Annotated in this window: 22 protein-coding genes; 10 read left to right on the top strand and 12 right to left on the bottom strand. The window is 73.0% G+C overall.

Annotated elements, in window-relative coordinates; genetic code table 11:
- Positions 1 to 2 precede the first annotated feature (2 nt).
- The 7 genes from O7595_RS05715 to O7595_RS05685 all read right to left on the bottom strand — a co-directional run bounded on the left by O7595_RS05715 (position 3) and on the right by O7595_RS05685 (position 7,436).
- Entirely contained in the window at positions 3 to 1,046 is a 1,044-nt protein-coding gene (locus tag O7595_RS05715; protein ID WP_269727637.1) for an MCE family protein, read from the bottom strand.
- Positions 1,043 to 2,287, bottom strand: a complete 1,245-nt coding sequence (locus O7595_RS05710; RefSeq protein WP_443071564.1) for an MCE family protein — start codon at positions 2,285 to 2,287, stop codon at positions 1,043 to 1,045. Before O7595_RS05710 ends, O7595_RS05715 begins: the two co-directional genes overlap by 4 nt.
- The gene (locus tag O7595_RS05705) at positions 2,287 to 3,114 is read right to left on the bottom strand and encodes an MlaE family ABC transporter permease (protein WP_269727635.1); all 828 of its coding nucleotides are present in this window, start codon (positions 3,112 to 3,114) and stop codon (positions 2,287 to 2,289) included. Before O7595_RS05705 ends, O7595_RS05710 begins: the two co-directional genes overlap by 1 nt.
- A gap of 2 nt (positions 3,115 to 3,116) precedes the next feature.
- Entirely contained in the window at positions 3,117 to 3,887 is a 771-nt protein-coding gene (locus tag O7595_RS05700) for an MlaE family ABC transporter permease (RefSeq protein ID WP_269727634.1), read from the bottom strand.
- The gene (locus O7595_RS05695; protein WP_269727633.1) at positions 3,884 to 4,834 is read right to left on the bottom strand and encodes an ABC transporter ATP-binding protein; all 951 of its coding nucleotides are present in this window, start codon (positions 4,832 to 4,834) and stop codon (positions 3,884 to 3,886) included. The genes O7595_RS05700 and O7595_RS05695 overlap by 4 nt, the downstream gene beginning before the upstream one ends.
- Positions 4,835 to 5,074: 240 nt before the next feature.
- On the bottom strand, positions 5,075 to 6,265 hold the full coding sequence (locus tag O7595_RS05690; RefSeq protein ID WP_269727632.1) for an RNA polymerase sigma factor: 1,191 nt from the start codon (positions 6,263 to 6,265) through the stop codon (positions 5,075 to 5,077).
- A 55-nt stretch (positions 6,266 to 6,320) separates the two neighbouring features.
- Positions 6,321 to 7,436 carry a lytic transglycosylase domain-containing protein gene (locus tag O7595_RS05685; protein ID WP_269727631.1) on the bottom strand — a complete coding sequence of 372 codons (1,116 nt, stop codon included), beginning with the start codon at positions 7,434 to 7,436 and terminating at the stop codon, positions 6,321 to 6,323.
- Positions 7,437 to 7,596: 160 nt separating this feature from the next.
- On the opposite strand from O7595_RS05685, the gene O7595_RS05680 reads away from it, so the two are divergent.
- The 6 genes from O7595_RS05680 (at position 7,597) to O7595_RS05655 (ending at position 11,945) form a co-directional block, all read left to right on the top strand.
- Entirely contained in the window at positions 7,597 to 7,896 is a 300-nt protein-coding gene (locus O7595_RS05680; RefSeq protein WP_269727630.1) for a hypothetical protein, read from the top strand.
- The gene (locus O7595_RS05675) at positions 7,893 to 8,270 is read left to right on the top strand and encodes a helix-turn-helix domain-containing protein (RefSeq protein ID WP_269727629.1); all 378 of its coding nucleotides are present in this window, start codon (positions 7,893 to 7,895) and stop codon (positions 8,268 to 8,270) included. Before O7595_RS05680 ends, O7595_RS05675 begins: the two co-directional genes overlap by 4 nt.
- A gap of 155 nt (positions 8,271 to 8,425) precedes the next feature.
- Positions 8,426 to 8,938 (top strand): 2-oxo-4-hydroxy-4-carboxy-5-ureidoimidazoline decarboxylase, encoded by a 513-nt coding sequence (uraD, locus tag O7595_RS05670; protein WP_269727628.1) that lies wholly within the window; start codon positions 8,426 to 8,428, stop codon positions 8,936 to 8,938.
- Entirely contained in the window at positions 8,935 to 9,324 is a 390-nt protein-coding gene (gene uraH / locus O7595_RS05665; RefSeq protein WP_269727627.1) for a hydroxyisourate hydrolase, read from the top strand. The genes uraD and uraH overlap by 4 nt, the downstream gene beginning before the upstream one ends.
- A gap of 6 nt (positions 9,325 to 9,330) precedes the next feature.
- On the top strand, positions 9,331 to 10,278 hold the full coding sequence (gene pucL / locus O7595_RS05660; protein ID WP_269727626.1) for a factor-independent urate hydroxylase: 948 nt from the start codon (positions 9,331 to 9,333) through the stop codon (positions 10,276 to 10,278).
- A 275-nt stretch (positions 10,279 to 10,553) separates the two neighbouring features.
- Positions 10,554 to 11,945 (top strand): 8-oxoguanine deaminase, encoded by a 1,392-nt coding sequence (locus O7595_RS05655; RefSeq protein ID WP_269727625.1) that lies wholly within the window; start codon positions 10,554 to 10,556, stop codon positions 11,943 to 11,945.
- A gap of 480 nt (positions 11,946 to 12,425) precedes the next feature.
- On the opposite strand, the gene O7595_RS05650 is transcribed toward O7595_RS05655, so the two are convergent.
- Positions 12,426 to 13,043, bottom strand: a complete 618-nt coding sequence (locus O7595_RS05650) for a TIGR03086 family metal-binding protein (RefSeq protein WP_269727624.1) — start codon at positions 13,041 to 13,043, stop codon at positions 12,426 to 12,428.
- Between the two features lie 242 nt (positions 13,044 to 13,285).
- Between O7595_RS05650 and O7595_RS05645 the strand changes: the two genes are divergently transcribed.
- The 3 genes from O7595_RS05645 (at position 13,286) to O7595_RS05635 (ending at position 16,899) form a co-directional block, all read left to right on the top strand.
- Positions 13,286 to 15,448 carry a hypothetical protein gene (locus O7595_RS05645; protein ID WP_269727623.1) on the top strand — a complete coding sequence of 721 codons (2,163 nt, stop codon included), beginning with the start codon at positions 13,286 to 13,288 and terminating at the stop codon, positions 15,446 to 15,448.
- Between the two features lie 9 nt (positions 15,449 to 15,457).
- Positions 15,458 to 15,805 carry a SelT/SelW/SelH family protein gene (locus O7595_RS05640; RefSeq protein ID WP_269727622.1) on the top strand — a complete coding sequence of 116 codons (348 nt, stop codon included), beginning with the start codon at positions 15,458 to 15,460 and terminating at the stop codon, positions 15,803 to 15,805.
- A 119-nt stretch (positions 15,806 to 15,924) separates the two neighbouring features.
- Positions 15,925 to 16,899 (top strand): fibronectin type III domain-containing protein, encoded by a 975-nt coding sequence (locus tag O7595_RS05635; protein ID WP_443071563.1) that lies wholly within the window; start codon positions 15,925 to 15,927, stop codon positions 16,897 to 16,899.
- 254 nt (positions 16,900 to 17,153) lie between these two features.
- Here O7595_RS05635 and O7595_RS05630 read toward each other — a convergent pair whose 3' ends face one another.
- The 4 genes from O7595_RS05630 to O7595_RS05615 all read right to left on the bottom strand — a co-directional run bounded on the left by O7595_RS05630 (position 17,154) and on the right by O7595_RS05615 (position 22,419).
- Positions 17,154 to 18,008, bottom strand: coding sequence for a glutaminyl-peptide cyclotransferase (locus tag O7595_RS05630; RefSeq protein ID WP_269727621.1), 855 nt, complete (start codon positions 18,006 to 18,008; stop codon positions 17,154 to 17,156).
- Between the two features lie 207 nt (positions 18,009 to 18,215).
- Complete coding sequence (locus tag O7595_RS05625) at positions 18,216 to 19,151, bottom strand: LPXTG cell wall anchor domain-containing protein (protein ID WP_269727620.1); 936 nt, start codon at positions 19,149 to 19,151, stop codon at positions 18,216 to 18,218.
- A gap of 656 nt (positions 19,152 to 19,807) precedes the next feature.
- Positions 19,808 to 20,800, bottom strand: coding sequence for a GDP-L-fucose synthase family protein (locus O7595_RS05620; RefSeq protein WP_269727619.1), 993 nt, complete (start codon positions 20,798 to 20,800; stop codon positions 19,808 to 19,810).
- A complete protein-coding gene (locus O7595_RS05615) occupies positions 20,797 to 22,419 on the bottom strand; it encodes a polysaccharide biosynthesis tyrosine autokinase (protein WP_269727618.1) in 1,623 nt (540 codons plus the stop codon). Before O7595_RS05615 ends, O7595_RS05620 begins: the two co-directional genes overlap by 4 nt.
- Before the next feature lie 199 nt (positions 22,420 to 22,618).
- On the opposite strand from O7595_RS05615, the gene gmd reads away from it, so the two are divergent.
- A complete protein-coding gene (gene gmd, locus O7595_RS05610) occupies positions 22,619 to 23,659 on the top strand; it encodes a GDP-mannose 4,6-dehydratase (protein ID WP_269727617.1) in 1,041 nt (346 codons plus the stop codon).
- Position 23,660: the final 1 nt, after the last annotated feature.

The following is a 23,660-nucleotide window of genomic DNA, read 5'->3' as shown; positions in this document are numbered from 1 at the left end:
CTTCATGCGCACCTCGCCCGGGCGACGTGGAGTTCGGGGGTGATGACCTCCCGGGTCCTCGGCAGCACCACACGGCCGTCGAAGTCGCAGAGGTAGAAGTTGAACCAGGAACCGTAGGAGGCGGTCCTGGTCAGTTTGTCGAGCTTGTTCGGCAGCCGCTTCAGCACGCCCTCCACGGTCTTCTCGTTGTCGTTCAGCGTCCCGGTCAGTTCTCGCAGTTCCGCGATGTCGTCGCGCAGCGGCGGGCGGGCGTCCTCCAGCAGGCCGGAGGTGGCCTCCGTCAGGCTGTTGATGTTCGCCAGCGACTCGCCGATCGGCTTCCGGTCGGCGGAGAGACCGGAGACCACCCGCTGGAGCTGCTTGATCAGCGCGGAGAACCGGGCGCCGCGCTTGTCCAGCGTCGCCAGCACGGTGTTGAGGTTGTCGATCACCGAGCCGATCAGCTCGTCGCGGTCGGCGAGGGTGCTGGTGAGCGAGGCGGTGTGCGCGAGCAGGCTGTTCACCGTGCCGCCCTCGCCCTGCAGCGTCCTGACGATCTCGGTGGCGAGCTGGTTGACGTCCTTGGGGCTGAGCGCCGCGAACAGCGGCTTGAACCCGCCCAGCAGGGCGTTCAGATCGAGCGCGGGCTGGGTGCGCGAGAGGGGGATCCGGCTCCCGGGCGGCAGTGTCGCCCCGTCGCCGGGGCCCTCCGTCAGCGCGACGTAACGCGAGCCGACCAGATTGCGGTAGCGGATGACCGCGCCGGTGCCGGTGAGCAGCGGGCGGTTCTCGCTCACGGTGAACGTGACCTCCGCCAGCGTCCGGTCCTTGACGCCGATCTCCCGCACCTCGCCGACCCGCACGCCGGCGACGCGGATGTCGTCGCCCTCCTCCAGGCCGGTGACATCGCTGAACACCGCGCGGTAGGTGTGCTCGGGGGTGAAGGAGACGGTGGCGATGGTGGCGGCGAGCAGCGCCGTCGCGAGCACCGTCACCACCGCGAAGAGACCGAACTTGATCAGCGGCGAGGCGGTCTCCCCGGCCCGCCGCAGGGACCCGGCCCTCATGCGACGCTCACCGCCGTCCCGCGGGCCATCGGGCCGAACAGCAGGGTGGCCACCGCGGGCACCTCGTCCGCGGGTACGCCCAGGACCGGCGCCACGAGCGATCCGACGGCACGCTGCTCGGCCCCGGTCGCGGACACCTGTCGTCCCGCCGCGCCGGCCGGCCCGACCCGGGCGGTGCCGTCGTCCAGCTTGACGTCCGGTGCCGGGACCCGCGGCCGGGGCATGCCGTGGCAGTCGGGGCCCGAACGCTCCCCCCAGCGGGGCTCCTCCCCGGGACGGTACCCGGGCCGCGGATGGACGAACTCAAGGGTGATACGCATCTTTCCGCCTCTGAAGGTCTGTGCCGACGCGGCCTCCTGCCGGACGAGACCGTCCAGCAGGCAGGGGTACTCGGGCGAGTAGCGGGCGAACAGCGCCAGCGTGGGCCGCGAGACCCGACCCAGGGTGATCAGCCGCTCGCCGTTGTCGTCGAGGAACCCGTTCGCGGTGTTCGCGGCGCCGGTGGTGGAGGTGAACAGGGCGGCCAGCTGCTCCCGCTTCTCCACCACGGTGCGGCTCGTGGTGAGGGTGTTGCGCAGGATCCTCATCAGGTCCGGTGCGGCGTCCCCGTACACCTCGGCCACGTCCGCGAACCGCGAGATGTCCTCCTGCAGCGACGGCATATGGGGGTTGAGCCGGCGCAGATAGTCCTCCACCCGGGCCAGGTTGGCGCCGATCCGGTCGCCCCGGCCCTCCAGTGCGGTGGAGAACGCCGTGAGCGTGGCGTTGAGTTCGGCGGGGCGGACCGTGCGCAGCAGCGGCAGCAGATCGTTCATCAGCTGCTGCACCTCGATGCCGACGGCGGTGCGGTCCTGGGTGATGACGTCCCCGGCGCGGATCGCCCGCGCCCGGGTGCCGCCAGGGGGGACCAGGTCGACGTACTTCTCCCCGAACAGGGTCTTGGGCAGCAGCCGGGCCCGGACGTCGGACGGGATCCGCGGCACGTGCTCCGGGTTGAGGGCGAGGTCCAGCGACGCCTTCTCCCCGTCGGCCCGCACCCCGCGGACCTCGCCGACAAGCAGCCCGCGCAGTTTGACGTCGGCCTGGGGCTCCAGCTGGTTGCCGAGGGTGCCGGTCTCCAGCGTGACCCGGACGACGGGGGTGAACGCCTTCCGGTAGACGGCCACGGACAGCGACAGCAGCAGCCCCAGCACGGCGATGAAGACGATTCCGTTGATCCGCAGTCGGACGGACATCGGCACTACCCCGCAATCCGTACGGTCGTGCTGGCTCCCCAGATCGCCAGGCTGAGGAAGAAGTCCAGGATGTTGATGGCGACGATGGAGGTGCGCACCGCGCGACCGACCGCGACGCCGACGCCCGCTGGTCCGCCACCGGCGTAGTAGCCGTAGTAGCAGTGCACCAGGATGATCACGACGGCGAAGACGATCACCTTGCCGAACGACCAGAGCACGTCGACGGGCGGCAGGTACTGCTGGAAGTAGTGGTCGTAGGTGCCGGCAGACTGGCCGTAGTAGCCCGTCGTGATCGTCCGGGCCGCGAAGTAGGAGGACAGCAGCCCGACGACGTACAGCGGGATGACGGCGACGAACCCCGCGATCATCCGGGTCGTCACCAGGAACGGCAGCGACGGGACGCCCATCACCTCCAGGGCGTCGGTCTCCTCGTTGATCCGCATCGCACCGAGCTGGGCGGTGAACCCGGCGCCGACGGTCGCCGACAGAGCCAGTCCCGCCACCAGCGGGGCGATCTCCCGGGTGTTGAAGTACGCGGACAGGAAGGCGACGAAGTTGGAGGTGCCGAGCTGGTTGAGCGCCGCATACCCCTGGAGTCCCACCTCGGTTCCGGTGAAGAAGGACAGGAACGCGATCACGCCCACGGTCCCGCCGACGACGGCGAGCGCGCCGCGGCCGAAGCTGACCTCGGCCAGCAGCCGCAGGACCTCCTTCTTGTAGCGGCGGAGGGTACGTCCGGTCCAGGCCAGCGAGCGCCCGTAGAAGGACAGCTGGGCGCCCAGCTCCTCCAGGGAACGCAGCGGTCGTCCCACGAGACGGTCGATCAGCGCCACGGTCAGCCCTTCTGCGGAACGACTTGGAAGTACACGGCGGTCATCACGAAGTTCGTGACGAACAGCAACATGAAGGTGATGACCACCGACTGGTTCACCGCGTCGCCCACGCCCTTCGGTCCGCCCTTGGCCGTCAGCCCCTTGTACGAGGCGACGATCGCCGCGATCGCCCCGAACACCAGGGCCTTCAGCTCGGCCGCCCACAGGTCGGACAGCTGGGCGAGCGTGGTGAACGACGCCAGATAGGCGCCGGGAGTGCCGTTCTGCAGGACGACGTTGAAGAAGTAGCCGCCCGCGACCCCGACCACCGACACCAGGCCGTTGAGCAGCACCGCGACCACCATCGACGCCAGCACCCGGGGGACGACCAGGCGGTGGATCGGGTCGATGCCCAGCACCTGCATCGCGTCGATCTCCTCGCGGATCTTGCGGGCGCCGAGGTCCGCGCAGATCGCCGTGCCGCCGGCTCCCGCGATCAGCAGGGCCGTCACGATCGGCGACGCCTCCCGCAGCACGGCGAGCACCGAGGCCGCGCCCGAGAAGGACTGGGCGCCGAGCTGCCGGGTCAGACTGCCGATCTGCAGCGCGATGACCGCGCCGAAGGGGATGGAGACCAGAGCGGTCGGAAGGATCGTCACACTGGCGATGAACCAGGCCTGCTGGATGAACTCCCGGACCTGGAAAGGCCGCCGGGGCAGCGTCCGGAGGACGTCCAGGGCCATCGCGAACAGGCTGCCGGAGTGCCGCAGGGCCCCGGTGGGGGAGAGGCTCATGTTCCCGCAACCTCCTTGCGACCGTGCCGTTCCGCCTCGCGCCGCGCGATGGCCTCCCAGCGGGGCGGGCGGGTGATGCCGGGGCTCGGCAGCAGGCGGGGAGTGACCACCCGGGCGTCGACGCCGTCGTCGGCCGCCGCGCCCCGGTCCAGCTGCGCGAGTTCCAGCTCGACCTGGGCGGCGTCCTTCTCCTCCGCCATCCCGATCGGACCCTGCATCCGGCCGTGGAGGAACTGCCGCACGACCGGCTCGTCACTGGTCAGCAGCCGCTCGCGGGGCCCGAACATCACCAGCTCCCGGCGGAAGAGGAGCCCGATGTTGTCCGGGACCTGACGGGCCGAGGCGATGTCGTGGGTGACGATGAGGAAGGTGGCGTCGATCTGCGCGTTGAGGTCGACGATCAGCTGGTTGAGATAGGCCACCCGCACCGGGTCGAGTCCCGAGTCCGGCTCGTCGAACAGGATGATCTCCGGGTCGAGCACCAGGGCGCGCGCCAGCCCCGCCCGCTTGCGCATGCCGCCCGAGATCTCGCCGGGCAGCTTCTCCTCGGCGCCTATCAGGCCGACCATGTCCATCTTCTCGAGGACGATCCGACGGATCTCCGTCTCCGGCTTGCGGGTGTGCTCGCGCAGCGGGAAGGCGATGTTGTCGTACAGGTTCATCGACCCGAACAGCGCGCCGTCCTGGAAGAGGACGCCGAACAGCTTCCGCACCTCGTACAGGTCGTGCTCGCGAAGCCGGGTGATGTCCCGGTCAGCGATCCGCACCGACCCGCGGTCGGGCCTGAGCAGTCCGACGAGGGTCTTGAGGAACACCGACTTCCCCGTGCCCGAGGGGCCGAGCATGACCGAGATCTCCCCGGCGGGCAGCGTCAGCGACACGTCCTGCCAGATGACCTGCCGGCCGAAGGACTTGGTCAGCCCCTCCACACGGATCTCGACACCCATCCGGTACACCCTTCAGCCGTTGAGCAGCTACGACATCTGCTCTACGGGGAGGGGCGGGGCGTCCGTCGCGGCGAGGACCGACTTTTTTGGGCGGGGGGCGGCGGGGTGGCCGCACCGGTGCGCCGGGGGCCGCGTCGGCGCGGACGGGACCGGTGCGCTCGCCGCGCGACCGGTGCGGAGTCTCGTGGGCGGATGCCTGCTCCGGGCCCGAGCGCGTGGACGGGGATGCGCCCCGGGGGCTCAGGGCGAGGGTGCGTCTCCCGGAGCCCACGGTGCGGACGGCGCATCGGACGGCACGGCGCGGGACGGGCCGTCGTCTCCCGGCGCGGGGCCCCCGGAGACGACGGCCCGTGGCAGGGGGGGTGCGTCGCGGACGGTGGTGTCCTCGGCCGCCGTCAGGTCGGGCAGCGCCGGGATCCCGGAGATCTCGGGCGCCCCCGGCACGTCCGGTACCGACGGCACGCCCTGCACGTCCGGCACGCCCTGCACGTCCGGTACCGACGGCACCGCGGGCGGGGGCACCGGCGGCAGCGAGGGCAGCGCCGGGTCCGGCAGGAGCAGCGGGAGGGGCCGGCTGCCGCCGGGCGTCCGCGCCGCACCCGGGGCGGGAGCCGGGGGGCCGGCGGAGGTCCCCGGCCCGTCGGCGCCCCGGCCCCGGTCGTCGTCCGCCGACCACTCGTCGGCGGTCTCGGACGTGGCGGGGCGGGGTTCCGGCCCGTCCCCGTCGTAGCCGTACGGCACGACGAAACCGGCGACCGCCAGGGTCGCCGCGGTCGACGCCGCGACCACCAGATGAGTCTGGCCCCCCGTCCGGGGCCTGCGCCCCAGCAGCCACAGCACCAGTCCCAGCGTGCCCGCGAGCGACGCCCGCAGCGTCCGCCGGGCCCGGGCCAGCAGCGATTCCACCGTCCGGTAGCTCAGCCCCATCTCCCGGGCGACCTCCCCGACGTCGAGGTCCTCGGACTTCAGCCGCAGCGCCTCCGCCTGCCGCGCGGGCAGCTCACCGCTGCGCACGGCCAGCCACCTGGCCTCGGCCCGGTCGCACACGACCTCGTCGACCGGCGCGGGCCGCGGCGCCACCAGCCGCGGGCTGCTGCGCACCTCCGCCTCCCGGTTGACCTGCCGGTACCGGTCGACGCACAGCCGCATCGTCACCGTCGTCAGCCACGCCCCCAGCCGCTCGTCGTCGAGGTGGGGGTTCTCCGCCGCCCGCAGCATCGCCTCGTGCACGGCGTCCTCGGCGTCCTCCGGGCTCATCGACCGGCGGCGCGCCACCTTGAGCAGGTCCTCGCGATGGCTCCAGGCACGCTGCCAGCGCTCCTGCGCCGTCCGCTCCTGCGGCCCGCCGCATGCCGCCCGCTCGTCCGGCCCGCCGTCCGCGGCCCTCTCCCGCGGCCCGCCCGAATGCGCTGTATGCGTGTCCGTCGCCATGAGGGCCCCTTCGCGCTCGCCCCACCGGTCCCGTCCTGCCCGGCGGGGGGCGACATTACCGCCGGGTATCCGGGGTTGTGGAGGGGGTGGCGCGCATCGAGTCCGTACCGTTGCCCACCAGCGGCTCCGTGCCGGAAGGTACGCCGCCGCCGGGCAGCGGAGCCCGGGGCGCGGGGAGGGACGCCACGGGCGCGGCGGGCAGCGCGGGTGCGGACGGGCCCAGGGTGTCCTGCTCCGCGGGCCGGGGCTGCGGCGACGCGGGGGACCGGGGCGGCCGTGCGCTGTCCGCGCCGCCGTTCCCCTTCGGCCGCGCGGAGGCGTTCGGTCCGGGCGGGGCGGGCCGGGCCGTGCGGGAGGGCGCCGCTGTGGCGCGCGGCGCGGCGGTGCCGCGCGCCCCCGCGTCCGGCACCACCAGGTGGCCCTGGAGGAAGTAGCCGTACCAAGCCAAGACCGTGCGCAGATAGGCCGTCGAGCGGTTGTACCCGAGGATCGCGCGGTCCAGGTCGGCCGGGTCCGAGAGGTCCCGGCGGCCCGCGCACAGATAGAGACCGGCGGCGAGCGCCGCATCGTGGACGTTCGAGGGGTCGGCCCGGCCGTCGCCGTTGCCGTCGGTGCCCCAGACCGCCCAGGTCGACGGGATGAACTGCATCGGCCCGACCGCACGGTCGTAGACCGTGTCCCCGTCGTACGCGCCGCCGTCCGTGTCGGTGATCCGTGCGAAGCCGTTGCCGTCCAGCCGGGGCCCGAGGATCGGCGTGACGGTCGTGCCGTCCGGCCACACCCGCCCGCCGCGCGCATGCCCGGACTCGACCTGCCCGATCGCGGCGAGCAACTGCCAGCGCAGCCCGCATCCGGGGGCGCTGCGCGCCAGTTCCGACTCGGCCTGCCGATAGGCGGCGAACACGCCGACCGGGAGAGCGCCGGCGCCCGCCGGTGCGCTCCCTTCGCCCGCACCCCGGTCGGCCGGGCCGCCCCGCCCTCGCACCCGGAGCGGGGGCAGCTCGGTGCGGTACGCGGAATCGCCCGAGACGCTCGGCCCGGGCGTCCCGGCCTCCTCGGCGGGTGCGGGGGCGGAGGCCGGGGCCCCCTGCGCCTGTGAGGCGGTCAGCACCGCCATCGCCGTCGCGGCGACCGCCGCTCCCCGTAGTGCTCTGCGGCCGTGACCTGTCATGCCGGCCCACCCCTCCCTCGTCCTGCCGCCGTGCCACCCCCGGGCGTGCGGCTCCGTCATCCGGCTCTACGCGGGAGTCGAGCGGTTCCGTCGCACGCGGGCGCCGGATTCTGCGGTACCACGCGGCGGACGGGCGTGCGGGCGGGCTTAACGTGGGGTCATGCGATTGCGAGTGGAGTTCACGACGGAACCCTTCGACCTCGACGAGGCCCCGGCCCACGCACTGGTCGCCCGCGAGGTCATCCAGGCGGCCCACCTGGACGCCGTGGACGTGGGCCCCTTCGGCAACACGGCCGAGGGCGGGGCGGACGCCGTGCTCACCGCGGTGGACTCGCTGCTGCGCCGGGCACTGGCGGCAGGCGCCACCCGGGTCTCGCTGCAGCTCAACGTGATCGGGGAGCAGGACGCCGCGCCGGAGGTGCGTGACGGCGCGGACGAGGACGAGGAGGGGGAGCAGTGACCGAGTCGGGAGACCACCCCCTGGTCGACGCCGTGAAGCCGCTGGTGGACGCGATGGGTGCGGAGATCCTCCGCCCCGACCAGGCCCAGCCGGACGATGTCGTGCTCTCCTGGGAGGGTGCCGAGGTGCTGGCCGTGCGGCTGCCGCAGCTGTCCGAGTCGCTCGACCACATCCTGGCCGCCATGGAGCGCCGTTACGGCATGCCGCTGTCGGCCCTCGACCGCAAGGTGAAGCAGTCGGTCGTAAGGACGCTGGAGGCGCGCGGCGCCTTCTCCGTACGGCACGGGGTGGAGACGGTGGCGAGCGCGCTCGGGGTCAGCCGTTTCACCGTCTACAACTACCTGAACCGGGAGCACGCCGCCAAGGGTGACTAGGCGGTCACGAACCGTACGCGGCCGCCGTCCGTATGTCGGGACGGCGGCCTTTCCGTCCAGGAAGTTTCAACAAAGTGTTGACGGGCTGTCCGGGGAAGGCGTTAGCTATCCGCAGCCCGTCCGACGCACCTTGCAGAACAGCCACGGAGGCTCCCGTGTCTTCGACTTCCGTACCGGGCCTCACCCGGTTCAACACCTCGACGGACAGCGAGGCCCTGGCCGTGCTGCACGAGGTGTGCGCCAGCTCGGCCTGGGGCGGCGAACTGCTGGCCCGGCGCCCCTACGCCACGGTCGAGGCCCTCTTCGCCGCCAGCGACGCCGCCATGGCGGAGCTGACCGCCGAGGACCTGGCCGAAGCGATGGCGGGACACCCGCCGATCGGCCGGCCGAAGCCCGGGGACCCGACCTCCTCCCGCGAGCAGAGCGGGATGGCCGGCGCCTCCGAGGAGCTCAGGGCCGAAATGCTCGAACTCAACCTGGCCTACCAGGACAAGTTCGGCCATGTCTTTCTGATCTGTGCCACCGGTCGTACCGGTGAGCAGATGAGGGACGCCGTCCGGGAGCGGATCGGTCATTCGCCCGAGCAGGAGCGGGAGATCGTCCGCACCGAACTGGGGAAGATCAACCGGATCCGGCTCACCCGTCTCGTGGAGGAAGAGAGCGCATGAGCACCGAGACAACGGCGTCCGTGTCCACCCACGTCCTGGACACCAGCAGGGGCCGCCCCGCCGAGGGCGTCGCCGTCTCCCTGTCGGCCCGCGAGGGTTCCGGCGGCGAGTGGGCGGCACTCGGCGGATCCGCGACCGACGCGGACGGCCGGTGCAAGGACCTGCCGGCACTGCCGGAGGGCACGACCTACGTACGGCTCGACTTCGAGACCGAGCCGTACTTCGCGAAGAAGCAAGCCGAGGCCCAGCAGGACGCCCCCGCGCATCGGGACAGCGGTGCGTTCTTCCCGGAGGTGGCGATCACGTTCGCCGTCGTGCCGGGTGAGCACTACCACGTACCGCTGCTGCTCAACCCGTTCGGCTACTCCGTTTACCGAGGGAGCTAGCAGACAATGACCGCCACATCCCGACCCGGCCGCCCCGTACTCCTGGGACAGAACCAGTACGGCAAGGCCGAGAACCGCGTCGTGAAGATCACGCGGGACGGCGACACCCACCACATCAAGGACCTGAACGTCTCGGTCGCGCTCTCCGGCGACATGGAGGACGTCCACTACTCCGGTTCGAACGCCAACGTCCTCCCGACCGACACCACCAAGAACACGGTGTACGCGTTCGCCAAGGAGTACGGCATCGAGTCCGCCGAGCAGTTCGGCATCCACCTCGCCCGCCACTTCGTGACCTCGCAGGAGCCGATCCACCGCGCGCGCATCCGCATCGAGGAGTACGCCTGGGAGCGCATCGCGACCTCCGACGCCAACTCCAAGTTCATCGGTGCCGACGAGGTCAGGCACTCCTTCGTCCGCAAGGGCCAGGAGACCCGTCTCACCCAGATCACCTACGACGGGGAGTCGTGGGAGGTCGTCTCCGGGCTGAAGGACCTGGTCGTGATGAACTCGACGAACTCCGAGTTCTGGGGCTACGTCAAGGACAAGTACACGACCCTCCAGGAGGCGTACGACCGCATCCTGGCCACGGAGGTCTCGGGCCGCTGGCGGTTCAACTGGACCGACGACGAGCAGAAGACGCCCAACTGGGACAAGTCCTACGAGCAGGTGAAGAAGCACATGCTCCACGCCTTCGCCGAGACCTACTCCCTCTCGCTGCAGCAGACGCTGTACCAGATGGGTGCGCGCATCATCAACAACCGTGCGGAGATCGACGAGGTCCGCTTCTCCCTGCCGAACAAGCACCACTTCCTCGTCGACCTGGAGCCCTTCGGGCTCAAGAACGACAACGAGGTCTACTTCGCGGCCGACCGGCCCTACGGGCTCATCGAGGCGACGATCCTGCGGGACGGCGCCGAGGCGCGGATCCCGGTCGACCTGACCAACCTCTGACGGTCACCCCGGTCGCCCCGGTCGACGCGGCCGGGGAGCCGCCCGTCGGACCGGACCGGACCGGCCCCGACCGCCGGACCGGACGGGGCCGTACCGGACACGGGGGAACAGGTGGTTTCCTTGACACGTGCACGTGGGGCGGACACGCCCGCGCCGGTCCCGCCCACCCGGTCCTCCCACTCCTTCGGCACCCACGGCCCCCGGGCCGTGGCACTCAAATCCTCCAGGGTCCTGCCGTGCCCGCACCGCCACTGAAAGTCAAAGGACGCACCGCCATGGCAGCATCGGCAGCAGCCCCGCGCATCGTCATCGAGAACTGCTCGATCGCGACCGTGGACGCCGACGACACCGAGTACGCCTCCGGCCATATCGTCGTCGCCGGCAACCGCATCGAGTCGGTCGGTCCGGGCAGGGCCCCCGAGAACCTGGAGAACGTGGTCCGCCGCGTCGACGGCACCGGCCACCTCGCCACCCCCGGCCTGGTCAACACGCACCACCACTTCTACCAGTGGATCACCCGCGGCCTCGCCACCGACCACAACCTGTTCGACTGGCTCGTCGCGCTCTACCCGACCTGGGCCCGCATCGACGAGCAGATGGCGTACTCCGCCGCACAGGGCTCCCTGGCGATGATGGCCCGCGGCGGCGTCACCACCGCGATGGACCACCACTACGTCTTCCCGAAGGGCTCCGGCGACCTCTCCGGCGCCATCATCCGGGCCGCGTCCGAGATGGGTGTCCGCTTCACCCTGGCCCGGGGCTCCATGGACCGCAGCGAGAAGGACGGCGGCCTGCCGCCGGACTTCGCCGTCGAGACCCTCGAAGGCGCCCTGGCAGCCACCGAGGAGACCATCGACGCGCACCACGACGCCTCCTTCGACGCGATGACGCAGATCGCGGTCGCGCCCTGCTCCCCGTTCTCGGTCTCCACCGAACTGCTCAAGCAGGGCGCCGAGCTGGCCCGCCGCAAGGGCGTACGCCTCCACACCCACGGCAGCGAGACCGTGGAGGAGGAGAAGTTCTGCCACGAACTCTTCGGCATGGGCCCGACCGACTACTTCGAGTCGACCGGCTGGCTCGGCGAGGACGTGTGGATGGCGCACTGCGTCCACATGAACGACTCCGACATCGAGGCGTTCGCCCGGACGAGGACCGGTGTCGCCCACTGCCCCTCGTCCAACGCCCGCCTCGCCGCCGGTATCGCCCGCGTTCCCGACATGCTGAGGGCCGGTGTCCCCGTCGGCCTCGGTGTCGACGGCACCGCGTCCAACGAGTCCGGCGAACTGCACACCGAGCTGCGCAACGCGCTGCTCGTCAACCGCCTCAACCCGGTGCACCGCGAAGCCGCGCTGAATGCGCGTCAGGCGCTGCGACTGGGCACCTACGGCGGCGCGCGGGTCCTCGGCCGCGCCTCGCAGATCGGCTCCCTGGAGTCGGGCAAGCTCGCCGACCTGGTCCTCTGGAAGCTGGACACCCTCGCCCACGCCTCCATCGCCGACCCGGTGGCCGCCCTCGTCCTCGGTGCGGCGGCCCCGGTCACGCTCTCCCTCGTCGGCGGTGAGCCGGTCGTCGAGAACGGCCGGCTGCTCAAGGCCGACGAGGACGCCATCGCCCGCTCCACGCGGGACGAGGCCCAGCGCCTCGCGCGGATCGCCGCGCAGGCCTGACACCCCGGGTAGTCCGGTCGAGGGGGACGGCCCTCGGCCGGCGGGCCGCGGACCCGAGCGGGGTCCGCGGCAGCCGCCGCCGGGAGGCGTGCGCCGAGAACACGGCACACACCTCCCGGCGACGGTGGACTCTCGGGACCCGCACCGGCGAGGCGTCACCTGCCGAGGCGGAACGGGAGCCCGATCCGGTTCCGATGCACCGAGGGACCCGCCGTCCCGTACGGCGACGGCGTGCGGCCGACCGCACGCCGTGCGTGGTCGGGTTTCACCGTCCGTGGCCGCCCCGGCGGCGACGGACGGGTGCGTACGGCGGATCCGGGCCCGGGGCGCGTACGGCAGTGAGGACGACAGGCCGAGCGGCCGGACCGTACGAGCCGCCGGACCGCACGAGCCGCCGGCCGCCGCACCCGCGGCCCGCCCGGCCCACGTCCGTTCAGCCCCGGCCCCCTGCGGGCTGAACGGCCGGGCGAGGTGCCCGCCTCAGTTTCCGGGACGCCAGTCCGGACGACGGCCGCTGAGGCCGATGACCCGGTCGAGCAGCGGGGCGTCGTCCGGCACCGGGACCACGGGGCCGAACATGCCGCCGCGGCCCCCGTCGTCCGCCGCCGGGGCCAGCAGGCCGTAGGACACCCGCAGGGCGGCCTCGTCCGGTGCGTAGTCCTGGCCGGTGGCGCGCGCCAGGTCCCAGCCGTGGACGAGCAGCTCGTTGAGGGCGACCCTCCCCGCGACGGCGGCCGGGAGGACGATCCCGCCCGCCCGGGTGTCTCCGTCCCACGCCCCGGGGTCGCGCCAGGCGTTCACCATCTCGTGCAGCAGCCTCGGCAGGTCCGAGCGCCAGCCGTCCCGCAGGACCCACTCCACGGTTCCCGGGTCGACGGCGGTCGACGGCCCGAAGTCCTTGCGGGCGGCGTCCCGGAAGGCCGCGGACAGCCCGATGACATGGGCGAGCAGTTCCCGTACGGCGTACTCCGGACACGGGGTCGGCTTCCCGAGGCCCGCGTCCGTCACCCCCTCGGCCAGTCGTGCCACGGAGGCGGCCACCGGACCCAGGTCCGGCGTGCCCCCGCTCTTCGTACCGTTGGTGCTGTCGGTCTCCATGAAGGTGCAGACCTCCCGGCGGGCCGGAACTCATCGGCGGGGAGCCGCCGCGGGCGAAGCCGCGCGGGCCGACGCGTCCCGGTGCGGCCCTGGGCCCGCGGGCCGGGCGCGGTCCCTCGTACGGCGTGCGGCCCGTACGGGGGACCGCGCGTGCCGCGCGACGGCGACCGTCCCTCGCCCGATCGGGCCATCCTCCGCACGGGCAAGCCCTCCTGCCCGGGTAACGCCCATACGCTCCCCAGGTGACCCGTACCACTGCCCTGAACACCGGCCTCGACGCATTCCTCGCCTGGGCGGAGACGGAGCGGAAGACCGCCCTGCCGCCCCGCCCCGCGGACGCGGTACTGACCCTGCTGGCGCTGCACGGCGCGGACCGCCGCGCGGGCGTGCCCGAGCCGACACCCGAGCTGGTGCGCCGGGTCCTCGTCGAGGACCTGCCCCTGCTGCTGTGGGCGAGCCCGGACGAGGCCGCCGCCGTCCCGTCCGTGCTCACCGCGCTGGCGGACCGCGTGCGCGACGCGGGCCGGCTGAACGCCAAGCGCCACGCCCGCGTCCTCGCCGCGGCCGGCGACGCCGTACCCGAGTTCCTCCGGGCCCTGGGCGACCCCCGCAATCTGACCTGGCCCCGCTGGTACGCGTCGCTGCTGCGGGCGGACGGCGTCGAGGCGGACGACCCCGAGGCGGTACGCGCCTGGCTCGCCGCGTTCGACTCCGCACCCCACGCGGAGCGGCCCGGGCTCCCCGAACCCCTGCACCGCTCGGACGTCACCGCGGCCACTTTCGCGGCCCGCATCCGCCTCACCGACGCCCTGCTGGCCGCCTTCGCCCACGACGTCGAAGGACCCTCACCGGCCGGGCCGCTGCTGCCCGCGACTCCCGCCCTGGAGGCCGCCCGCCCCGAGGAGGCGCTCACGTCCGAGCTGGAGGCGCTGGCGGTGGCCCTGACCGACCGCTGGACGGCGGCGGGCCTCGCCGAGGCGCTCTCCGGTCCGTACGAGGGACTGGCCCCCGGGCCCGAGGCCCTGCCGCACGTCGTCCTCGCCGACCGCTTCCTCGACGAACACCTCGACCACCACGGCGACTCCGCCACTCCGCTGCCCCCGCCCGCCGCCGTGCCCGGCCCCGGTGAGATCCGGGCGCTGCTGCACGCGGCCCCGCTGCCCGCGGCACTGGCGGCCGGGAGCGACGACGTCCACGACGTGGCCGAGCAGTGCGGCTTCCCCGGACCGGCCGAGGCCGTCTGGACCGGCGGCACCCCGCAGGAACTCGTCGAACTCGGCGCCGACGTCCTCGCCGCCGTGGTGGAGCGCATCGCCGCCGGCTCCGACCCGGACCGCGCCGCCGACGAGGAGTACGCCCTCGATGCCGCGCACGTCCTCTACGGGCTGTACGCGCGGGGCGGCACCCCCGAGTCCGTGGCCCGCAAGGCGTCCGGCCACACCGACCTGACCGTCCCGCCCGATCTGGAGGACGCCCCGGCCGTCGTCCCCGCCTCGGCCCCGCCCGGGTACGAGACGCCGCCGCTCGCCGAACTGTCCGGGCTGCTCGGCGTCCCCGGTCTCACCGAGGACGACCGCGCGGCGGTCGACGGCCCGGCCCGCGCGCTCGCCGCGGTGGTCGACGAACTGGCCCGCACCGGCTGCGTCTTCCGCACCGGCGACGCCTACGGCCTCACCCCGCTCGGCAACGCCGTCGTCCGCCACGTACTCGCCGTGGGCCACGTCGCCGCCCCCGACGAGCACGAGCTCGTCTCCTGGGGCGCGGCACGTGCCGTCGCCGCCGTCCAGTACTGGCCGCCGGCCGTCGCCGCCGCGGCCGTCACGGCGTGGACGACGGCCAGGGGCGCCACCGACGCGGCGTGGAGCGAGTTGCTCGACGCCGTCTCCGCGACCAAGTCCGCCGACTTCCACCGCACCCTGACGACGGGTCTGTTCGACCGTCTGGACCGGGCGCACATCCCCGACGGACCCCTGAGGGCCGCGCTCACCGACCCCGTCATCGGTGCCCACGCCCACCGGCTCCTCCACTCCCGGGGCGAACCGGCGGACGATGCCCTCGTGCCCCTCACCGCGCGGGCCACGCTGCTGCTGGAGGAACTGGACGCCCGCTGGGCGGCGGACATGCGGGTCTTCGTGGCCGCCGCCGACGCGGACCGCGTCCCCGAGCCCGTTCCCACCGCCCTGGTCGACGCCTTCGACGAGGCCGCCGCCGGCTGGCCGGGCGGCGCCCCGTCCCTGCTGACGGCACTGGCGGAGACGGACCCGGCGGGCGCGGCCCGCGTCCTGGAGGACCTGCGGGGGCGTCATCCGGACGGCAGGGTGGCAGACTTGGCGGCGCACGCCGCGAAGACGGCGAGGGCGACGGTGGGACGGTCCGCGGCGCGCCGCCGCGGCACGGGAAGGTGAGGGTGCCGGATGTCCGCGGCGGACGAGGTGCCGGAAGCCGGGCCGGAGTGCGAAACGGCGGGCCACCGGCTGCAGATCGAGTACTGCACCCAGTGCCGCTGGCTGCCCCGCGCCGCATGGCTGGCGCAGGAGCTCCTCGGCACCTTCGACCGCACCGAGCTCGTCGAGGTGGCACTGAGGCCGGGGATCGGGGGCGTATTCGTTGTACGGGTCGACGGAGAGGTCGTCTGGGACCGTCGTGAACAGGGCTTTCCCGAGCCGACCGCCGTGAAGCGGGCCGTCAGGGACCGGGTCGCGCCCGGGAGGACGCTGGGCCACAGCGAACGTCAGGCCCCCGGGGGCGACTCTCCCTCCTGACTCCCGGGCAGCCTCCGCCCCGCCCCGCCCGCGCCCGCGTGCCCTCCGCCCTCTTGCCCGGGGCGGCCGACTGTGCGATACAGGTCTGGACCATTGCCCCGGCGGATGGAGGCAGTCCGGTGCAACGCCCCCTGTTCCTCCCCGTGCCGACGTGTACGTGCGTGCTGCTGGTCGCGGCATGCGGCGGTGGCACCGGGGCCGCGGACACCCGCAGTCCCTCCGTACCGGGCGGCACCACCGTCCAGGCGAGCAGCGCGACCTCCGTGCACGTCATGTGGGAGCACTCCACGGACGACACCGGCGTCAGCGGCTACGAGGTCTTCCGTGACGGCACGAAGGTCACGTCCCTCCCGGCGGCCACCCGGATGACCGACATCGACGGCCTCACCCCTTCCACCTCGTACGCGTTCACCGTCCGCGCCCTCGACACCGCAGGCAACGCCTCGGCGCAGAGCGCGCCGGTCCGCGTCGTCACGCTCGAACCCGCCGTCGAGGACCGGCGCCCGCCCGACCGCCCGGGAGCGCTCCGGGGCCGTGCCGACGGGAGCCGTGCGGTCACCCTGGCCTGGGTGCCCTCGGCCGACGACCGGGGAGTGACGGCGTACGACGTCTACCAGGCGGACTCCCGCATCCACAGCGTGCCCGGAACCGCCACCACGGCCCGGGTCACCGGTCTGCGTCCGGGCACGGTCTACACGTTCACCGTCCGTGCCCGGGACGCGGCCGACAACTCCTCGCCCGACAGCGCCCCGCTCGACCTGACGACCGACAGGGCCCCGGGTGCCGGCCCCGACACGGCCCCCACCGGGTTCACGGCGGCCATCCGTCGCACCGCCCCCTCCGTCCACACGGTCGAGCTGACCTGGACCCCACCGGCGACCGGTGTCCCGGTCCGGGAGCACCAGCTCTTCCTCGACGGCAGACTCGCCACCACCATCGTCTGGGGTGCCGAACCCCCGCCCGGTCCCGCGAAGTACACCCTCACCGTGACCGACCCGCCCGGCACCCGCCACTCGCTGAAGCTGCGCGCCAGGCTCCCGGACGGGAACTGGGGGGACTTCTCGGCCCAGCGGACGGTGGTGGTGGGGGACTGAGGCGGGTTCGGGGAGCCGGCCGCGGGCGGCGTCCGTACCGTGAACGGTCCCGGTGAGGACCCGCGGGGCACGTCGCCGTCGTTCCGTCCCCGGTCGCTCCGGGGCGCTGCCGCCCCGGGCGGAGGCAGCCGGAGCACGGGCGGCGTCCGTTCGACGCCCGGCGCGGTCCCGCCGTCCACCCGCGACCACCGCCCATCCACGCCCCCGCCCGATGGCTCCCGGACGATGCGGACCGTCGGCTTCAGGAGTTCGGCTCAGGGAGTCCGGCGTGCGGGGCCGGCCGTGTGCTCGGCGGGAACGAACCGCACCCGGAACATCTTCGGCCACCATTTGCCGGTCAGCAGGAACTGATCGGTTCCCGGGAGGGCCGCGATCCCGTTGAGGACGTCGGCGCGCCGCCGTTCGGCCGCGCCGATCAGGCCGTTCGCGGAGATCTCCCCCGTCACACGGCCGGTGCCGGTGTCGATCCGCACGATCCGGTCGGTGGGCCAGACGTTGGCGTACACGAGGTCGCCGACGCACTCCAGTTCGTTGAGCCGGTCCACCCGCCGCCCGTCGAGGGTGACGACGACCGAGCCCTTCCTCCTGAGGGTCCCGGGGTCCCGGAAGACGAGGTGGGCGGAGCCGTCGCTCGTCACCAGGCGGCCGCGGCGCGGCTGGTGGCACACTCCCCAGCCCTCGCTCTCGTACGGGACCCGGCGGAGCTCGGCGAGAGTCCTTGCGTCGCGCTCGATCGCGACCCCGTCGCGCCAGGTGAGCTGCCACAGCGTCCGCCCCACGACGGTGATCCCCTCACCGAACAGCGGCGCCGGCAGTCGAGCCCGCCGGGTGGGCGCGGCACCCGGCGGGCCCCATCCGATCGTCGAACGGCCGGAGATCCCTGTGCTCTCGTAGAGTGCGCCGTGGGCCATCTCCAGGCCCTGTGTGAAGGCCTCCGGGTCGTGCGGCAGGGTCCCGACGACCTCGACCCGCAGGCGCTCGACCGGTGCGGCCGCCCGGCCCTGAGCCGGCGCCCGGCCGCCGGCTCCGCCGTCCGCCGTGCAGGAATGTGCGAGGGCCCCTGCGGCGAGGACCAGGACGACCACGGGGGTCACGAACGCGACGCGCATGACCCGCACCCTCGCACGAACCGCTGCCCCCGCCGCTGTCCCCCCACCGGCTCACCCGGGGGATTCGCCCCCACGCCGCACTCCCCGTCGCGTTCCTGCGCCGCGGTCCCGGCCGCGTCCCCGGACACGGGAGAGCTCCCGGACAGCGAGGCGCTGCCGGGAGCTCTCCCGTACCGCGGTGGTGCCGTCGTGCGGGCGGCCGGACCGTCAGCCTCGCTGGGAGGCGTTGCGCCGGCGCTTCGCGACGACCAGCGCGCCGCCGCCGAGCAGCAGTAGACCGCCGGTCGCGGTCAGCAGTGCGACCGTTCCGTCGGACGAGCCGGTGTCGGCCAGCGAGGGGCCCGAGTCCTTGTCATCGTCCCCGTCGTCGTCGTGGTCGGACTTGCCGCCGTCCCCGTCGTCGTCGTGGTCGTCGTGACCGCGGCCGTCGCGGCCGTCGTGGTCGTCGCTGCCGTTGTGGCCGTGGTCGTCGTCACCGCGGCCGGGGCGTCCGTGGTCGTCGTCACCGCCGCCGGGGCGTCCGTGGTCGCCGTCCCCGTCACCGGGGCGTCCGTGGTCCCCGTCACCGTCACCGTCGTCGCCGTCACCGTCGTCGCCGTCGCCGTCGCCGTCGCCGTCTGCGTCGATGGTCACCCGAACGGTGAGGACGAGCTCGGACTGCGCGCCGGTCAGCTGGAAGTAGTAGGCGCCCTCCGCAGTTCCCGCGGGGACGGTGAACGTCGAGTCCACGACGCCGCTCCCGTCGGCGGTCCACGTCCCGACCGTCACGACGGGCCGGTCGTCGCCGCCGCCGACCGACATGGTGGGGGTCGTGGACGGGCTGGGCTTGGGGTCGGCCGCCGTGAAGGACTGCGGGACCGCCGCGGAGCGGCCCAGCGCGGCAGCACCGCCAGGTCCGCCGGCGCCGCCTCCGCCGCCGACCGGCACGAGACGACCGGTGGTCTGCTCGAGCGGCCGGAAACCCCGCCCGAGGAAGTCGACCACCTGGCCGACCTCGAGGACGAGGTCAACGTCCTCGACGGTCAGATTGGGGGCGGGCGGGTACTGCGCGAATGCCGGCTGGGCCGCGATCAACGGGGCTGCGGCAACGAGGCTTGCGGCAGCGGCGGCCACGACGAGTCGCCGTACGGAGCGTCTGGGCATGGTTTCGGGCTCCTTAGTGGAAGACGCTTGACGAGTGGTGATCGTTATTGCTTTTTCGAAAGAGAGGTTCGAACCGCTTTGCAGGACAGGTTGTTTGCCGCACCCGCGGCGGGCCGTGGCCACTGCGACGGCAGCCGGGGGACGACCACGAGGGAGGCGACCGCTGTGCCCGACCACCGGGCGCCCAGCGGCACCGGACCGGGCCTGTGTGCGGCTCCGGAACTCCGGCACCTTCTGCTCGCCGTCATTTCGTTCGCATGGGTATGTCAAAAGCAGACACTCGCGTGCCCTCCGCACCGCCTCCACCGGCACTCGTGGTCGTACTCCGTCAGACCGTTCGAGAAGATCAAGCGCTTCGATCCGTAGACATGAACCGGCCCGTCCGAAACAGGCGCACCACGGTGTTCGGCAGGACGGTGTACGAGCAGCACTCGGATGGACCTGAAAGGTCGCCGTCACGGGCGGAGGCGTGCGTTCGAGTGCCCGGGGCCATGGCCGTGTGCCAGGAGCCCCGAACCCGGGAACGCGCCTCGGCGGCGTGCGTCCACGACGTGCGCGCAGGGCCGTTGGAGGGGAAGTCCGAGCCCGGGGACGTGGGCCCGGGAGCGAACGTCCGGCCCCGCCGGGGCCGGCGGAACCGGACTCGTCGTGGTCGATCAGAGTCGCAGCGCGCCGGAGTCGAGGTGGTCCGCGTACCAGGCGTAGGTGTCGGCGAGGCCGTCCCGCAGGCCGATCCCCGGTTTCCAGCCGAGCGCGGTGATCCGGGAGATGTCCAGCAGCTTGCGCGGGGTTCCGTCCGGCTGCCCCGGGTCCCATTCGAGGGTTCCGCGGTAGCCGACGACCTCCGCCACCTGCTCCGCGGCCTCCCGGATGGTGAGGTCCGTGCCGGTGCCGACGTTGACCGGGTCGTCCGCGTCGTAGTGCTCCAGCAGGTGGAGGCAGGCCCGGGCCAGGTCGTCCACGTGCAGGAACTCCCGGCGCGGCGTTCCGGAGCCCCAGTTCACCACCCGTGGTGCTCCGTTCCTGCGGGCCTCGTCGAAGCGACGGATCAGCGACGGCAGCACATGGGAGTGCTCGGGGTGGAAGTTGTCCCCGGGGCCGTACAGATTGGTCGGCATGGCGCAGATCCACGGCAGGCCGTGCTGGCGCCGTACCGACCGGACCTGGTGGATTCCGGCGATCTTGGCGATGGCGTAGGCGTCGTTGGTCGGCTCCAGCGGGCCGGTGAGGAGCGCGTCCTCCCGGATGGGCTGGTCGGCGAACTTGGGGTAGATGCAGCTGGACCCCAGGAACAGCAGCCGCTCGACCCCGTGCTCCAGCGCGGCGTCCAGCACATTGACCTGGATCCGCAGGTTGTCGGAGATGAAGTCGGCGGGCCGGGTGGCGTTGGCCCTGATCCCGCCCACGCGGGCGGCGGCCAGTACCACCACGTCCGGTCGGGCGGCGGCGAACCAGTCGAAGACCTGGCGGCGCTCGCGCAGGTCCAGTTCCGCGGAACCGGGCCCCATCAGGCAGGTGAAGCCCTCCCTCGACAGATGCCGCCACACCGCCGAACCGACGAGTCCACGGCGTCCGGCCACGAGCACCCGGGCCGAGCGGTCAAGGGGGCGGCGGACGGCCCCGTACGGCTCCGACAGCACGGCGGTCACGACTGCACGCTCCGTTCGGCGGCCACCGGGCGCGGCGCCTCATCGGCGAGTGCCTTCACCGGGGCGGCGGGCCGGGCGTCCGGCCCGCCGCCGGGAGTCGGCAGGGCCGGGGCGGTACCGGCGGGCCGCCTGCGTCCGACCGCCCGCGCGATTCTGACCAGGCCGGACAGGCGCCCGGCCTCCCCGTGGCGCCGGCCCGGACGGGAGATGCGGGCGAGCCGGGACAGACGGGCGAACCTGCCGATCGTGTGGCTCTGCGGCCGGTATTCGTAGGCGTACCCGTGGGCGCCGCGGTCCTCCTTCGGCGAGGCCATGTTGAGGACCGTGCCGACCACGGAGGCGCCCACGTGCCGCAGGGCGCGCAGGGCCTCCGAGATCTGGTCGCGGCTGGTCCGGGACGCCCGGACGACCAGGAGGTAGCCGTCCACCTCGGAGGCGATCACGGAGGCGTCCGCCACGGGGAGCACCGGAGCGGTGTCCACGACGACGTGGTCGAACTTCTCGGCGAGACCGCGGAGTACGGACTTCAGCTGGGCGCTGCCGAGCAGCTCGGTGGGGTTCGGCGGCACCGCGCCGCTGGTCAGTACGGAGAAGGACCCCGCGGACTGGAGCAGTTGCTGCACCTCGGCCCGGCCGATGAGCGCGGTGGTGAGCCCGGCGTCCCGGATCAGGCCCAGGGTGCGGGCGGTGGAGGGGCGGCGCAGGTCGGTGTCGACCAGGCACACCGAGGCACCGGTCTCGGCCAGGGTCGCGGCGAGGTTCACCGCGACACTGGTCTTCCCCTCGCCGGACAGCGGGCTGGTCACCGCGATCACCTTCGGCGGCCGGTCCACGTCCACGAACTGCAGACAGGTGCGCAGCCGCCGGAAGCCCTCGGCGCGCAGCCCGTGCATGTCGTCGCGGAGCGCCAGCGGCCGGCTGGTCGCCTGGGGATCGTGCACGATGCTGCCGAGCACGGGCGGTCCGCCGAAGCCGGCCAGGGCGTCGGTCAGTGCCTTGGACGTGCGGACCGACGAGTCCAGGGTCTCCCTGGCCAGGGCGAAGCCGGCCCCGAGGACCAGCCCGGCCAGGAGCCCGAGTGCGACGTTGACGGCCGGCCGCGGCGAGAAGGGCGCGCCGGGCACGGAGGCCGGCTCGGTGACGCTCAGCCGCACCGGCGACGACTCGGCGTCGATCGGGCGCTCGAGACCGCGGATCACCTCGGTGAACCGTTCGGCGACGGCATTGCTGATGCGTGCCGCCCGTGCCGCCTCGGTGTCGGTGACGGTGAGCTGGAGCAGCACCGTGTCGGGCTGGGCGGTCGCGCTGATCTTGCTGCTCAGCTCGGCCGGTGTCATCTTCAGCCTCAGCTGCTTCACGACGTGCCGGGTCACCAGGGGGCTCGTCGCCACCTCGGCGTACGAACGCACACGGGCCTGGGTGAAGAGATTGCCCTGGGCGAGCTGCGCGGTGTCGGCGTCGGTGCCGCCCTGCAGCGAGACGAAGAGCTTGGCGGTGGCCCGGTATTCGGGGATGGCCGTGTACGTGAGGAGCACGCCGGCCGCCGTGCCGAGGAGGGTCAGCGCGGTGATGGCGCGCCAGCGGCGTGAGAGGACTCGTAGGTAGTCGCGAAGGTCCAAGGTGTCCGTCCCCGATCGGATCCGGTGAAGGGCTGGGTGGGGTGGTGCCCCACCTTACGGCGAAAGGGGCGAAATACGACATAACGCCACATTGCATAAGAAATGCAGTAATTGTTCCCTACACTGGTGCGGTGCCGGGGTGCCCACCTGCAAGGGACCTTCCGCCGCCTCGTGAAACCTCATCAGCCAAGGAGCGCGTGTGACCGCCAGAACGGCACTCATCACCGGCATCACGGGCCAGGACGGCTCCTATCTCGCCGAACTGCTGCTGGACAAGGGCTACCGGGTGCACGGGATCGTCCGCCGCGCCTCCACCTTCAACACCGAGCGCATCGAGCACCTCTACCGCGATCCGCACGACCCGGAAGCGCGCCTCTTCCTGCACTACGGCGACCTCACCGACGGAACGCGGATGACGGGCCTGCTGGAGCAGGTGCAGCCGGACGAGGTCTACCACCTCGCCGCCCAGTCACATGTGCGGGTGTCGTTCGACGAGCCCGAATTCACCGGTGACACCACGGGGCTGGGCACCACCCGGCTGCTGGAGGCCATCAGGAGGACGGGCCTGCCCTGCCGGTTCTACCAGGCCTCCAGCTCGGAGATGTTCGGCGCGGCCCCTCCGCCGCAGGACGAGAGCACAACCTTCCATCCGCGCTCGCCCTACGGGGCGGCGAAGGTGTACGCGTACTGGATCACCCGCAACTACCGCGAGGCGTACGGTCTGTACGCCGTCAACGGCATCCTGTTCAACCACGAGTCCCCGCGCCGCGGCCCGACCTTCGTCACCCGCAAGGTGGCCGTGGCCGCCGCCCGGATCAAGGCCGGCCTGCAGGACGTGGTCCACCTCGGCAACCTCGACGCCCGCCGGGACTGGGGCTACGCCGCCGAGTACGTCGAGGCCATGTGGCTGATGCTGCAGCAGGACCAGCCCGACGACTACGTGATCGCCACCGGTGCCAGCCACAGCGTGCGCGAGTTCGTCGACCAGTGCTTCGCGCACGTCGGACTCGACTGGCGCGACCACGTGCGTTTCGACGAGCGCTATCTGCGCCCGACCGAGGTCGACCATCTGATCGGCGACGCCTCCAAGGCGGAGACGCGGCTCGGATGGCGGGCCACCGTGCGCGCACCCGAACTGGCCCGTCTGATGGTCGAGGCGGAGCTCGACGTCCTCAGGAACGGCCTCGCTCCGGGAGACCGGGCCGTGCCCTCCGCCGTCCCCGCTCCGGCCGCGCGGTGAC

The sequence above is a fragment of the Streptomyces sp. WMMC940 genome, assembly GCF_027460265.1.
Lineage (GTDB): Bacteria > Actinomycetota > Actinomycetes > Streptomycetales > Streptomycetaceae > Streptomyces.
The sequence above is the reverse complement of the archived record's forward strand: the minus strand, read 5'-3'. Positions and strand labels throughout refer to the sequence as shown.

Bases quoted from the DNA above. Each gene is read 5' to 3' on its own strand.
- O7595_RS05680 (WP_269727630.1), top strand. From the start codon at position 7,597: ATGCGATTGCGAGTGGAGTTCACGACGGAACCCTTCGACCTCGACGAG.
- uraH (WP_269727627.1), top strand. From the start codon at position 8,935: ATGAGCACCGAGACAACGGCGTCCGTGTCCACCCACGTCCTGGACACC.
- O7595_RS05695 (WP_269727633.1), bottom strand. From the start codon at position 4,834: ATGGGTGTCGAGATCCGTGTGGAGGGGCTGACCAAGTCCTTCGGCCGG.
- O7595_RS05650 (WP_269727624.1), bottom strand. From the start codon at position 13,043: ATGGAGACCGACAGCACCAACGGTACGAAGAGCGGGGGCACGCCGGAC.
- O7595_RS05700 (WP_269727634.1), bottom strand. From the start codon at position 3,887: ATGAGCCTCTCCCCCACCGGGGCCCTGCGGCACTCCGGCAGCCTGTTC.
- O7595_RS05715 (WP_269727637.1), bottom strand. From the start codon at position 1,046: ATGAGGGCCGGGTCCCTGCGGCGGGCCGGGGAGACCGCCTCGCCGCTG.
- O7595_RS05685 (WP_269727631.1), bottom strand. From the start codon at position 7,436: ATGACAGGTCACGGCCGCAGAGCACTACGGGGAGCGGCGGTCGCCGCG.
- O7595_RS05690 (WP_269727632.1), bottom strand. From the start codon at position 6,265: ATGGCGACGGACACGCATACAGCGCATTCGGGCGGGCCGCGGGAGAGG.
- O7595_RS05655 (WP_269727625.1), top strand. From the start codon at position 10,554: ATGGCAGCATCGGCAGCAGCCCCGCGCATCGTCATCGAGAACTGCTCG.
- O7595_RS05640 (WP_269727622.1), top strand. From the start codon at position 15,458: ATGTCCGCGGCGGACGAGGTGCCGGAAGCCGGGCCGGAGTGCGAAACG.
- O7595_RS05630 (WP_269727621.1), bottom strand. From the start codon at position 18,008: ATGCGCGTCGCGTTCGTGACCCCCGTGGTCGTCCTGGTCCTCGCCGCA.
- pucL (WP_269727626.1), top strand. From the start codon at position 9,331: ATGACCGCCACATCCCGACCCGGCCGCCCCGTACTCCTGGGACAGAAC.
- O7595_RS05625 (WP_269727620.1), bottom strand. From the start codon at position 19,151: ATGCCCAGACGCTCCGTACGGCGACTCGTCGTGGCCGCCGCTGCCGCA.